Genomic DNA, 11,658 nt, shown 5'->3' with positions numbered 1-11,658 from the left:
CTCACCGCAGACCGGTTCCAATCCTGCCGAGCGAGCTTGCGCAGACCCATGAACCGCCGGCCTTTGGCACGAAACTCGGCCTGCACCGAAAGCTCCTTCGTGATCGCGCCCGAGGGCAAGGTCGCCGGCGCGGTCGTGAAGGACAACTCCATGCAGGGCGGCCTCGACGTCGCCAACTGCATGACCCGGGCGTTCGAGCGCTGGAAATTCCCCAAGCCCCGCGCCGGCCAGGTCACCGTCACGTCCCCCTTCGAGCTCGAGCCCGGTCACATCAGCGAGTAGGGATCGGCGTTGGTGAGATCGACGTGGATATTACAGTGAAGCGAACACTCACTCGCAAAACGAAGGCTGGACGTACTGAGATGCCCCTCGCAAAACTCGAGGATTACGGAGACCCGGTTCCAAACATCCCTTTCGAGGTAGTTACTTTGCATCCAACCGCTGACGAAACCGAATGGTTGCGTGACAATGGCATGCACCCCAAAGACTGCCTTCACGTGGACTTGTACTGGAACACAAGCAACGTTCTGGCCTTTGTGGCTGTGGATGCACCACAAGCGCGAGGATACTGATGTTGGCCACAGCTTCTTCGTGTCGAGTCCGACTGGGCCCATCACCATCGCTCGTCTGGTCAAGGCGCTCGAGTGGCTGTCGAGTTGGCTGGACAGCCGCAGCCTGCACCTAGACGAGGACCTCGATGGACCAAACAGGATCGCGGAGTTCGACATTACTCGATGAGATCCGGACTCAAAGACTTCCCGGGCGGCCAGCAGACCGAGGCCCGAGTCCGCCCCGCCGAGTCACAACTACGCACCCACTTCGGCCCTGCGAAGCCAAACCGCGTACTGCCGCCCCCACTCACGGTCCCGCTCGATCTCGACCAGATTGGTCAGCGCGTAACCGGACGCGCTCGTAGCCATGATCGTTGCCCCTCCCCCCGGTGGGTCTCCTGAACGGCGGCGCTAGCTCACTTCTGCGCGGGACCATCTCGCACAAACCACCAACCCAAACCGGTACGATACACGCGATGACTGCGCGCTCGTCTCTGTATCTAACCTTATCAGGCACGCTCGGGTTCTTCGTCGGCTGCGGTGGCGCAGGAAGCGATGACTCGGACTGCCAACCAGGCACCTACCTCTGCGAGTGCCTGAGCGGCATCTGCCAAGTTGGCCTGGTCTGCACGGGCACCGTCTGCGTCAACCCGACAGGTGGTGACGACACCACCGGACCAGGCGACGGCGACGGCGACGGCGACACCGGACCCACGGGCCCCGGTGATGGTGACGGCGACACCGGGCCAGGTGATGGCGACGGCGACACCGGCCCCACGGGTGACGGCGACGGCGACACCGGCCCCACGGGTGACGGCGACGGCGACGGAGATCTCGACGATGACGCCGACGGCATCCCCAACAACCAGGACAACTGCCCCTCGGACTACAACCCCAACCAGCTCGACTTCGACAACAAGGGCGGGGGCAACGTGTGCGACGTGCTCGAGTTCACCACGGTCACGGGAACCCTGCAGACCACGTGGGTCACCAATGCGGTGTTCATTGATTGTGAAGAACCCGTGAGCTGGGTTGTCACTGGCGGCAGCGTCTCGGTTCAGCTCGACGACGACGCGGCCGTCGCTAGCTTCGAGATCAACACCCTCGAGATCGCTGACTTCTCTGCTGTCTGCGACGACTTCGTCACCGCGGAATTCGTGTTCGACGACCCCAGCGTCAACGCCGACGGGCCTGCGTTCCCCGTCGATGTGAATCATAGCTTCGTAGCTCACAACAACGGCACGATCAGCGGTAGCTCTGACGCTCCGCACCCCATGCTCCTGCTCTCCGACGGCCAGATCAACATCATCAACCAGCGCCCAACCATGGCCAACTGGATGCTCCAGGGCCAGCTGTGGACCTTCAACGCCAACATCACGGGTGGCGGCTCGAGCGGAACCCTGAGCTGGAACGCACCCAACGTCGAGACAACCTACCCGGAGGTCATTGTCATTCAAACCGTCGACTTCGAGGTCTACTTCAAGGGCCTCAGCGGGACCTTGAACCTCGCGCCGTGATCCCGGAGCGCCCGCCCTCACCCAGCAGCTGAAGGGCGCTCTTGAGGCTGCGCATGCACATGCCCGCGGGGATCCTCGCGTTCGAGCTCACCATCGTCTGGGCGTTTGCGGGCGAGATCCCGGTGAGATAGGCGCGGGCGCCAAGCAGCGCGAGCGAGCTGGTCAGGCGGACCAGTTCGTTGGCGGTGAGCTCGTCGATCGAGCCGAGGCCCGTGACGTCGATGACGACATCGCGGGCCTTGGTCGAGCTGACCACGTCGAGCAGCTTCTCGCGGACGATCTCGCTGCGCTGCAGGTCGAAGTTGCCAGCGAGCGGCATCGCGAGGACGCCGGTCCCCACTTCGAGGATCGGGGCCGTGAGCGCGATGATGTCTCGCTTTTGAGCCTCGATGACACGCAGCTTCTCGTCGAGGTCCTTGGCCGACTGGGCGAAGCGCTCGGCCTTGTCGCGGGCTTCGGCGGCGGCCGCGAGCGTGGCTTTGGCCTCGGCCTGGGCCCGGCGCTCTTCGGTGACGTTGGTGAACTCGACCAGCGCGCTGCGCTTCCCAACGGGCCGCACCACGATCGAGAACATGCCATCAGGGACGATCTCGTCCTTGTAGGGCACGTCGCCAAGCGCCACCGTTGTCTGGGTCTCGATGACGTTGGTGAACACGCCTGGCAGCGGCGTGTCGAGCGAGCCAGGGAAGCCTTCGCTGATCTGCTTGCCGACCACGTCCTCGACCCGCACGCTGAGAAACCGAGCCGCAGCCGGGTTGCAGACCCGAAGCCTCAGGCTCTCGCGCTGGCCCACGGTCTCGAGCTGCCATACACATACACCGACCTCCAAGAGGTCCATCACCTCGCCGAGCGCAAGCGGTGACGCGTCCATCCCAGTCAGAGTAGCGAGTGATCCACTGCGCGGGGGCCGGCAACGAACGCCAAGCACGGCGCAGATGCGCGAGAACGTGCACCGTGTCTGGGGGGTCACTCGCACCCAAACGCAATGACCGCGAGTTCACCCCGAACCCGAACCCGAACCCGAACTCGAACCCAGCCGGTCGCGCATCACCGAGCGACGCGACCCGTGGACGAACCGGTCGCGTACAGACCGCCGGCCACGCCTACGAGGTCCACTCGCCAAGGTACTTCGGCAGCATGTTCCGCCAGGTTGGCCAATCGTGGTGCCACTCGTCGCCCCAAGGGTCCACCCGATTGGGCACCCCCTTGCTGCCCAGCAAGTTCGCCAACCCCCAGCTCTCGCTCATGTCCTCTGCGCGGCCAGACCCCGACGCCATCAGAATGAAGCGCTTGCGCAGCTCCTCCAAGTGCACGCCCCCCAGCGTGGGAACGAACTGCAGCGGCGAAGACACAAAGTAGTCCTCTGTGTATTTATCTTCGCTCTTGAAGAAGCGCAGGATGTTCCAGGTTCCGCTCATGCCCAGCGCGCGGTGGAAGATATGCGGCCAGCGACAGGTGACCGCGACCGCATGAAACGCCCCGATCGAGGCCCCCGTGGTCCAGATCCCAATGTCGTCGCTGTTGCAGTCCTTGCGGATCGCCGGCACCACTTCGTGGCGCACGTGCTGGTGAAACTGATTGAGCAGCCACATGCGATGCTGCGGGCTGCCCTCTTGGTGGACCATGGCCCGGCCCGCGACGCTGTCGCACGAGTACACCTTGATCCGCCCCGCGGTGATCAGCGGCTCGAGCACCCGGACCAGGTGAAAGCGCTCAATCTCCTCGGCGTCGCCCCCGGCGGTCGGGAAGATCAGCACGGGCTGGCCCATGACGCCCCACCGGACCAGAGTGGCCTCGGCCTGCATGCGCTCTGAATACCACTGCGACTTCTCGAACATGGTCTCGTACATGGGCTACTCCGTCTCCTGACGCCAGTCTTGAATCCGCTGCCAAAACAGCTCGGTGAACTGCTCAATCTCGTGATCGGGGAACAACGACGCGACCTTTTGGTGGACGGCGTCGCGGGCCACGGGCCCGCCAAAGAATTCGTGGGCGACCTCGTCGAGGTGCGACAGGTGCTTCGCGCAGAACTCTTCAAAGCGCGCGGTCTCGAGCCGCTCTTCGGCGATCGCGGCGTACGCGTCCAGCTTCTCTGCGTAGCTGCGCTCGCTGGCGGCGACCGCATAATAGGGCGCCCAGTCCAGCGTCATTCGCATCGGCCGCTTGGTCGCCGCACAAAACACGCTCCACCGAATATACGCCTTGATCAACCACGGAAAGTGGCGATGCAAGCTGGTCACCTGCGAGTCCGGGCAGGCGTTGGCGAAGTCCATTGGGTGCCACACGCCGTCCTTGCGCAGCGACTCGCAGCTGTTGAACTCCCAGCCAAAGAAGGTGTTGATCGTCAGGGTGATCTTGCGAAGGGTCTCGAGATCCGCGTCGCCGATCGTGTCGTAGTGCTGCTGGCGGTAGCGATCGTGCAGCGGCTTGTCGGGGTCGTAGCTGACGTGGCGGACCTGCGGCCCAAACCCGATGCTGCGCACGAACGCGTCGTAGGGGTACACCCCCGCCTGCACGTGCATGACGTCGGCGCCGCTGTTCTCGTAGGCGTCGCGCAGATCCTCCTCGCTGTCGGTCTTGCGCACCGACCGCCAGCCGCCGCCGTCGTAGGGCTTGACGAACATCGGAAAGTCCATCTTTTGGCTCAGCCGCCCCACGTCAAACAGCTTGGCGTAGCGGGTCAGCGTGGGCTTGAGATCCGGGTTTTGCGTGACGTAGTCCTTGGGCGGGATCAGCCAGGTGGTTGGCACCGGCATGCCCAGGCGCATCATCGCGCAGTAGGCCGTGTGCTTCTCCATCGACTGCACCGACCACGGATTGTTGAGCACGTACAGGCCGTCCATCAGCACGGCCTTCTTGATCCACTCGCGCGACATGTGGAACCAGTGCGTGAGCCGATCAATGACCACGTCGTACTTGCAGCCCTGGGTCAGATCAAACGGTTCAATGGTCACGCGCTCGACCGAGAAGCGCAGCGTGTCATCACCGCTGGGGATCTGCAGATCCAGACCCCGCATGATCTGCTCGTAGCAGATCGGCCAGCACAGGTCAGCGCCAAGAGAGAGCCCAATGTTGCGAACGATATCAGCCACGGTGTCCTTCTTTCACTCGTAGATCATCAGCAGGGGGCCGGGGAACAGCCACGAGAGCCCCTCGCGCGAGCGGTCGCGCCAGTTCTCCCAGTTGTGTCCGTCGCGGGCCTCGACAAAGCGCACTTGCATGCCGGTCTCGTCGAGCAACGGTACCAGAGATCGGTTCTCGTAGATCAAGGACTCGTACACGCCGCAGCTCACGAACACCCGCTCGCTGATCGCCTTGGGGTCCTCGCGGAAGGCGTTCATGAAGCTGACCACCGGGTTGAACAGCGGGCCCCGGTGGTTTTGGTGGCCGATGTCCGTGAACGCGAACGAGCCAGACTGCAGCAGCAGCCGCCCCCAGTAGTTCGGATAGCGGACCGCGGTTGACAGCGCCGCGACCCCGCCAAAGCTCGCGCCCATCAGGCAGCGGCCGCGCGGGGTGTCGAGCAACGGCAGCCGCTCGGCCAGCCGCGGCGCGAGCTCCTCGGTCACGAAGCGGGCGTGGCGTTCGTCGTTGGCGTACTCGCGCAGGCGGTCGGGCGAGTCCAGGAACACCGCGATCAGCGGCGGGATCTCGAGGCGCTCGATCAGGTTGTCCAGCACCGTCTTCATGCCCGCGAAGCGCATGTAGTCGGAGCCATCGTGGATCACCAGCAGCGGGTACTGACGGGTCCGGCGAAACCGCGGCGGCAGATACAGGTGCCCCCGCCGATCCTCGCCAAACGCCTCGCTGTGGATCGAGAACGGCTCGAGCAGACCCGCGCGGGCCTTGGGATCGGGCTGCGTCCAGACCGGGATCGTGTAGCCAGCCCCCTGCAGCACCGAGTTCGCGCCAAAGGGATCGTGAGCGCGGTGGGGGTTGAGCGGGTCGCGGATCCACTTGTTGGTCTCGCCGCGGCGGACCTCGAGCTTGTACTCGACCCGCGAACGCGGCGGGATCTCGACTTCGAGGTACCACAAGTTGGTGCCCTCGATCCGCGCCAGCGGCTGCGAGGTCTCGAGCCCAAAGATGAAGTGGCGCAGGCGGACCTCGTCGGCGTCGCCGCGCCAGACCAGCGTCGCGTTCTTGCCCTCGACCAGCGGGAAGGTCTTTCCCTTCATCCACTCGTCAACGTTGGCGCTGGGGCCCGCGGCGACCAGCTCTCGGATCGCGGTGGTCATGTCGGCTGCTCCTCGCCCGAATTCCCGTCGCCGGGGTTCCCTTCACTGGGGTCCGCTTCAAATGGCGCGTACGATCCGTCGCGGCGCAGACGGATGACCGACGAAGGCCGGACCAGCTCGCCGCCCTGGTACGTGACGTGAGCGCCCTCGGGGAACGCGAGGCACTGGGCAGGATCAAAGCGCCGCGCCAACAGCCCAACCCGCTCCCGATCATCGAGGCGCAGGCGGGTGCGCGGATGCGGCAGCACGACCACGCCGGGCACCAGCCCCAGGCCCGCGCCCAGCACCTCCGAAGCCCCGGGACCCTGGGGCGGCGAGTCGTGAAACAGCACGATCCGCTCGCTCACGACCATCCCGCCGCCCGACCACGCGAACACGCTTTGGTTGGTCAGCAGCTCGCGGATCCCAAACAGGCGCATGCGGTTGAGCAGCGCCGCCACGTGCCCGCCCGCGATCGCCACCGCGTTGCAGCCCGCGAGCGCCTCTGCCAATTGCTCGCGGTGCTCCTTGATCACGGGGCGCTCGTACAGACCCTCGGCCTCCTCGAACTCTTGGTGGATCCGCTCGCACTGGTCGTAGTGGTAGGCGTCGAGCGCCCGGATCGCGGCGACCGAGGCGCCCTCCTCTTCCTCGAGCACTTCAGGCGGCGCGCGACGCTGACGGATCACATGGTTCGCGGCCAGCTCGTGCTCGAGCCGGATCCGATAGAAGTCCTGCTTGTGGCGCAGCTTGGTCTGCTTGGCCCGGTGGGCCTTGGCCAGGTCGCCGTCGCGGGCGTTGACCTCGTCGCTGCGGTGGTACAGGCGCAAGTTGACGGTCTTGCACGCCAAGTGGTTGCGCAGCTCTTCGTCCTCGTCCTCGCGGTCGCGCCAGCCGGCGGTGATCAACGCGATCGGCCCATCGCAGTCGAGCCCACGCACGACCGAGCCAAGCGTGGAATCCCAGCGCTGCGCTCCCAGCAAGACGACGTCGCGTGGACGGGGTGTGGGGGTCACCATCGCCAAGCTCAAGCTGCCCGAACCTTCACCGTTTGCCCAACCAGGTCGAGCATGCGCCGCAGCTCGTCGTAGTCGGGGTGCTTCATGCGGATCCACGCGTTGGCCATGAACCCGGCGCCAACCGGGCCGGTGGGCGTGCCCGCGGCCGGCAGGTGGGCGTCGATGATCCACTGACCGAACGCGCGCTCGACCGTGTCCATGCCCTCGTAGCCGACGATCCGGCCGTCACGATCCGGGCGCAGCGCGACGATCCCGGCCGAGAAGCGACGCGAGAGCTTCTGTTTTTGGGTGCGCCACACCACCGCCTCGGCCCACTCGCGGTAGATGTCGACGTCGTTGGCGGCGCAGTACAAGTCCCACGCGCCGACGCCCGGCGGGCGGCAGCCGATCTCGCTGAACTTGAGCCCCTTGGGACCGTAGAACCACTCCATGTGGGTGGCGCTGGTCTTGATCCCGAGCGCACCCAGGACCTTGCGGCCCATCGCCTTGACCTCGTCGTAGCTGCCGGCTGCGTCGACCCGGTTGGTGCAGATGAACTGCGGGTTGACCTCGCGCGAGCGCATCGCCTCGAGCACGCTGGGGTAGTAGTGGCACACGAACTCGTGGACGACCGTGCCCCCGACCGTGATCGTGTCCCAGAACCCTTCGTGGCCCTCGATGAACTCTTCCACCGCGACGCTGTGCCCGCTGCCCACGCCGCTCTCGTGCAGCGCCTGGGCCAGCGACGCGTCGTCGTCACACCGGTAGGTCGCGGCCGCCCCCGCGGCGTCGCGCGGCTTGACGATCACCGGGTAGCCGATCCGCTGAACGAAGTCCTTGATCTCCTTGGCATCGTCCGAGCCAATTGACTGGGCACAGGGCACCCCAGCCTTGCGCAGCGCCTCTTTCATGGCCGGCTTGTCGCGGCACAAGAACGTGGTCTCGACCGAGGTGCCCGGGATCCCGCAGGCCTCGCGGACCTTGGCCGCACACATCACGTGGGCCTCGACCGCGGCCTCGAGCCGATCCACGCGGATCTTGGTTTGCATGAACCGAACCGCGCGCTCGACCTGGGTTGGATCCGTGACGTTGCTGACTTGCTCGTAGTGGCTCAGCCAGTGGCGCATCTCGTCGTCGAGATACTCCTTGGGTCGCTCACCGATCCCGGTGACGCGCGCGCCCACTGCATGCAGCGCGCGGGCAAACTCTCGCTGGTTACGAGGAAAGTTGGGTTCGAGGAAGATGACGTCGACGGGCATGGGTGTGCTCCGGCACCGGAAGCCCGAACCTATCAGAGCCGCGGCGGCCGCCAAGCGCTAGCTGCAGGGTGGTCACGGTTGGCCAGCAGGTGGCGCGCGGCGTGTGTGGGCCGCGGCGGCAGGCCGGGGTCTGCGTCGGCGAACCACGCGGGGCGCTCCGTCTGCCGCCAAGACTCGAGGCGGAAGACGGAGCGCTCGGTCGCCGAGGGGACCGCGGCGTGAGCAACTCGCGCTATCAGGGAGCCAGCAGCTCGACGGTGAAGGTCGACGAGTCCTCGAGCATGCCGAGCACGAAGCGATCCTCGTCGCTGTTGCAGCTGCCCGTGCAGGTCAAGAACACATACAGCGACTCGTTGTTGGCGACCTGCATGAACGCCGCGCCCTGCCAGTCATCCGCGAGAAGTCGGCGGGGATGGCCTCGTCAACGTGGGAGTCAACATTGATCCACACGTTGGGGTGCCCCATGTACACGCCCATCGCCGCGACCGTGTACTTCTTGCCGGCCTCGAACACGTAGCCGATCTCGTTCGAGAGCACGAGGTCCTCGAGGTTGGTGGCCGAGACGTCGTGGGCCCCAACGGGGAACGGCTGGTAGCCCTCGGACTGGCTAAACTCGAGCTCGGGACCGACCCACTCACCGATCTTGAAGCGCGTCGGCTCGGCGCCGCCGTCCGAGAGGTTGACGAAGCGGATCAGCGCCTCCTCTGGCTGGGTGCAGCCGGCCTCGGTTGGATCGACCGTCACGCACATCGAGCCCGGCCCGACCTCGGCGTCGCAGTTGACCACGAAGTGCTCGATGCAGTCGTTCTCTGGGTTGTACTGGCAGATCTCCAGGGTCCCGTCGGGGCCGCAGTGCGACTCGGCCTCGGTGCAGAACGCCTCGGAGCCGGGGCAGATCCCGTCGCCGTCGCCGTCGCCGTCGCCCGTGTCGGGGTCGCCGTCGCCGTCCCCCGTAGTGTCGTCGCCGTCGCCGTCCCCCGTGGTCGCGTCGCTGGTGTCCTCATTGGGTGGCTCCTCGATGACGCACCCGCTGGCGAGCAGGGCGAGGAGGCTGGTCGAAGCAAGGAAAGCGCGGGAGGGGAAGAGTTGGCTGGTCATCGCCCACTGAGTGAGGCGTGGGTCGCGAACGATTGAGGGGGGTGATCAAAAAAAACACGACACCTGCGTCGACTCCGCACGCGGCCGCCCGGCTATCCCTGCCCGGCTCACTGCGCGTCGCAGCACAACCACGAAGCCGTTGTCGTGGACCATCACCAGCTCGTCGTCGCCGTCGCCATCGAGGTCACCCGCGCGGGCCATGATCACGTCCTGGGCGATGTCCACCACCAACGCCGTGCAGTTGATCCAGCGCTCCGACTCCTCGCTGCGGCTCAACGTGACCTGCCCGCGTTCCCGAGGTGCGATGCGCTTGGTCGAGATAGCCAACAAGCCGGACCACATCGCCACCCGACCCGGCCCGGGCCCACTTCGCCTGCCGATCCGCCCGCCGAAAATGAACGGCACGACGTTCACGCTCCCCCCGATCGTATGTCCTATCCGCGCGATTCAGGTGGCTGTAGCCACGCAACATTTGACCGAGTTCCGCGTGCATGCGACCGTTCTGGCATGGGCGCCGATCCCCTCTCAAACTGGAAAGAAACGGCGGCCGCCGTCGATCTGCAGACGCTCGGGGAGCAGGATCCCTTTGCGAAGCTGGAGGCGTTCTTAAAGCCAAAGTTGCTCGAGATCTTGTGCGCCCGAGCCAGTGAGTTGCCCCAGGATGTGCTCGTGCAAGGCTGTATGGACGAGAGGTTCGGCCGCTATGGCTGGCACTTTTCGGAGTACATCGAAGCCCCGATGAAGTGGGGATACCGGGACAATGACAGCGACGTCAAACCCCTCACGGCCGCCTTCGGGAAGAAGGGGGAGGACCACCGGGCGCTGGGGGCCAGGGTTCTGCAGGCAGCGCGGGCCCGCTACGACGCGAGCACGACGGATGGTCTTCGGTGGTCGCCGCTGTTTCGCACGAACAAGACGCGTCACAAGCTCCTCGGTTTCGCGGTTGACGGGAAGGTTGACGTTGCGCCGGAACAACGGTGCGTCTTCTCCCCATTCGCCAGGTCTCTCAACGAGCTTCTGGAGGCCGCAGGTCCGCTCCCGCTCATTGCGCCGCTATCCAAAGAGAAGGTCGAATACGTGAAGCTCGACCGCGAAAACAGCAAATCCGCCGCGCCGAGCTATGTCGAGCGATGGATGGTGGCCTGGGCCGCATCGAGTGCGGCGTCATTTCAGGACGCGGCGGGATGCGATCCGATCACCCCCGTCGCCGAGCATGTTCTCGAGAAGAGCGAGCCATGGACGGTATGGGGCTACGTGGCCCGGCGTCACGTGTATCTGGCCGTGAACAAGAAGGGTTGGATCAAGCTTGTCAATCCGTTCGCCCGTACGGAATTCCAGTACCTGCCCGATGGACTGGAGGCCCAGTTGGTGCCGAGCGCGGATGACTCGAAGGCACCGCCAACCGCGGTGTCGATTCATGAATGGGCGGCCAAGACACCCGAGGAGCTTCGAGCGGCGTTATTCGCCGACCTTCCCTCGGAGGCTCGCTCCAAGTGGAAGCTCGCTCCTTCCGTTCTGGCTCACCTCTACGCCAACCGTGGGTGCATCGACAAGAGCGGGCACATTCGGTTCGCCGCCGCCGACATCGTGACCTCCTCCGCGACCTACGGCCTGAGCTATGCGTGGGACATGTACCGCGACGTTCGCGATGCTCGGCCAGGCACCTACCATCAGTTGGCGTATTCCGAGGAGCTGCAGGCGTCGCTGTGCATTCACGCCGAGGACACGTCGGGCGACCCGGTGGTCTACGATATCGACCACGAGAACTGGCTGCGCGGGGAGTTCGGGACCCTCAGCAGCTTCTGCGCCCGCGCCCTTCATCCTCGCAAACCCTAGCCGCGTCGTTGGGGTGGGTGGGGCCTCGGATCAGTGTAGGATCGGTTTGCTAGACCCGAATCAAGCGCTGCGCGCTCGACTCGGGCCTACTATGTCTTCAAGGGGGCTTTCGAAAGCCCCTCGCTTCGGCGGCGGAGCCCCCTTCGCTCACCCCAAACGCTCGCCTGTCGGCTCGTACTAGC

At 65.4% G+C, this 11,658-nt stretch carries 12 protein-coding genes; 3 read left to right on the top strand and 9 right to left on the bottom strand.

All coding sequences use genetic code 11. The annotated features are described in order from the left end of the window. Window positions 1-48 precede the first annotated feature (48 nt). Window positions 49-282, top strand: a complete 234-nt coding sequence (locus tag DB30_RS02755; protein ID WP_146657907.1) for an AgmX/PglI C-terminal domain-containing protein — start codon at window positions 49-51, stop codon at window positions 280-282. Between the two features lie 745 nt (window positions 283-1,027). Beyond that, entirely contained in the window at window positions 1,028-2,068 is a 1,041-nt protein-coding gene (locus DB30_RS02750; RefSeq protein ID WP_052546392.1) for a hypothetical protein, read from the top strand. Here the strand turns inward: DB30_RS02750 and DB30_RS02745 are convergent. The 9 genes from DB30_RS02745 to DB30_RS02710 all read right to left on the bottom strand — a co-directional run bounded on the left by DB30_RS02745 (window position 2,040) and on the right by DB30_RS02710 (window position 10,054). Further along, entirely contained in the window at window positions 2,040-2,939 is a 900-nt protein-coding gene (locus DB30_RS02745; protein WP_052546391.1) for an STAS domain-containing protein, read from the bottom strand. The two genes, DB30_RS02750 and DB30_RS02745, sit on opposite strands and share 29 nt — an antisense overlap. 232 nt (window positions 2,940-3,171) lie before the next feature. Continuing rightward, the gene (locus DB30_RS02740; protein WP_205632890.1) at window positions 3,172-3,918 is read right to left on the bottom strand and encodes an esterase family protein; all 747 of its coding nucleotides are present in this window, start codon (window positions 3,916-3,918) and stop codon (window positions 3,172-3,174) included. A gap of 3 nt (window positions 3,919-3,921) precedes the next feature. After that, window positions 3,922-5,160, bottom strand: a complete 1,239-nt coding sequence (locus DB30_RS02735; RefSeq protein WP_052546390.1) for an ATP-grasp domain-containing protein — start codon at window positions 5,158-5,160, stop codon at window positions 3,922-3,924. A gap of 12 nt (window positions 5,161-5,172) precedes the next feature. Continuing rightward, window positions 5,173-6,306 (bottom strand): alpha/beta hydrolase-fold protein, encoded by a 1,134-nt coding sequence (locus DB30_RS02730; RefSeq protein ID WP_052546389.1) that lies wholly within the window; start codon window positions 6,304-6,306, stop codon window positions 5,173-5,175. Continuing rightward, window positions 6,303-7,304 carry a Type 1 glutamine amidotransferase-like domain-containing protein gene (locus DB30_RS02725; protein ID WP_146657905.1) on the bottom strand — a complete coding sequence of 334 codons (1,002 nt, stop codon included), beginning with the start codon at window positions 7,302-7,304 and terminating at the stop codon, window positions 6,303-6,305. Before DB30_RS02725 ends, DB30_RS02730 begins: the two co-directional genes overlap by 4 nt. Before the next feature lie 8 nt (window positions 7,305-7,312). Continuing rightward, complete coding sequence (locus DB30_RS02720) at window positions 7,313-8,542, bottom strand: ATP-grasp domain-containing protein (RefSeq protein WP_052546387.1); 1,230 nt, start codon at window positions 8,540-8,542, stop codon at window positions 7,313-7,315. Window positions 8,543-8,777: 235 nt separating this feature from the next. After that, window positions 8,778-8,912 (bottom strand): hypothetical protein, encoded by a 135-nt coding sequence (locus DB30_RS42695; RefSeq protein WP_276204325.1) that lies wholly within the window; start codon window positions 8,910-8,912, stop codon window positions 8,778-8,780. After that, entirely contained in the window at window positions 8,873-9,640 is a 768-nt protein-coding gene (locus DB30_RS02715) for a DUF4397 domain-containing protein (protein WP_052546386.1), read from the bottom strand. The genes DB30_RS42695 and DB30_RS02715 overlap by 40 nt, the downstream gene beginning before the upstream one ends. 45 nt (window positions 9,641-9,685) lie before the next feature. Then, on the bottom strand, window positions 9,686-10,054 hold the full coding sequence (locus DB30_RS02710; protein ID WP_052546385.1) for a hypothetical protein: 369 nt from the start codon (window positions 10,052-10,054) through the stop codon (window positions 9,686-9,688). Between the two features lie 93 nt (window positions 10,055-10,147). On the opposite strand from DB30_RS02710, the gene DB30_RS02705 reads away from it, so the two are divergent. Beyond that, complete coding sequence (locus tag DB30_RS02705; protein ID WP_052546384.1) at window positions 10,148-11,476, top strand: hypothetical protein; 1,329 nt, start codon at window positions 10,148-10,150, stop codon at window positions 11,474-11,476. Window positions 11,477-11,658: the final 182 nt, after the last annotated feature.

Source organism: Enhygromyxa salina (assembly GCF_000737335.2).
GTDB classification, from domain to species: Bacteria; Myxococcota_A; Polyangia; order Nannocystales; family Nannocystaceae; genus Plesiocystis; species Plesiocystis salina_C.
This window is presented reverse-complemented; position numbering and strand designations above follow the sequence as displayed.

Excerpts from the sequence above, each read along its gene's own strand:
- DB30_RS02755 (WP_146657907.1), top strand. The coding sequence starts at position 49 with ATGAACCGCCGGCCTTTGGCACGAAACTCGGCCTGCACCGAAAGCTCC.
- DB30_RS02750 (WP_052546392.1), top strand. The coding sequence starts at position 1,028 with ATGACTGCGCGCTCGTCTCTGTATCTAACCTTATCAGGCACGCTCGGG.
- DB30_RS02745 (WP_052546391.1), bottom strand. The coding sequence starts at position 2,939 with ATGGACGCGTCACCGCTTGCGCTCGGCGAGGTGATGGACCTCTTGGAG.
- DB30_RS02740 (WP_205632890.1), bottom strand. The coding sequence starts at position 3,918 with ATGTACGAGACCATGTTCGAGAAGTCGCAGTGGTATTCAGAGCGCATG.
- DB30_RS02730 (WP_052546389.1), bottom strand. The coding sequence starts at position 6,306 with ATGACCACCGCGATCCGAGAGCTGGTCGCCGCGGGCCCCAGCGCCAAC.
- DB30_RS02725 (WP_146657905.1), bottom strand. The coding sequence starts at position 7,304 with ATGGTGACCCCCACACCCCGTCCACGCGACGTCGTCTTGCTGGGAGCG.
- DB30_RS02720 (WP_052546387.1), bottom strand. The coding sequence starts at position 8,542 with ATGCCCGTCGACGTCATCTTCCTCGAACCCAACTTTCCTCGTAACCAG.
- DB30_RS42695 (WP_276204325.1), bottom strand. The coding sequence starts at position 8,912 with ATGCAGGTCGCCAACAACGAGTCGCTGTATGTGTTCTTGACCTGCACG.
- DB30_RS02715 (WP_052546386.1), bottom strand. The coding sequence starts at position 9,640 with ATGACCAGCCAACTCTTCCCCTCCCGCGCTTTCCTTGCTTCGACCAGC.
- DB30_RS02705 (WP_052546384.1), top strand. The coding sequence starts at position 10,148 with ATGGGCGCCGATCCCCTCTCAAACTGGAAAGAAACGGCGGCCGCCGTC.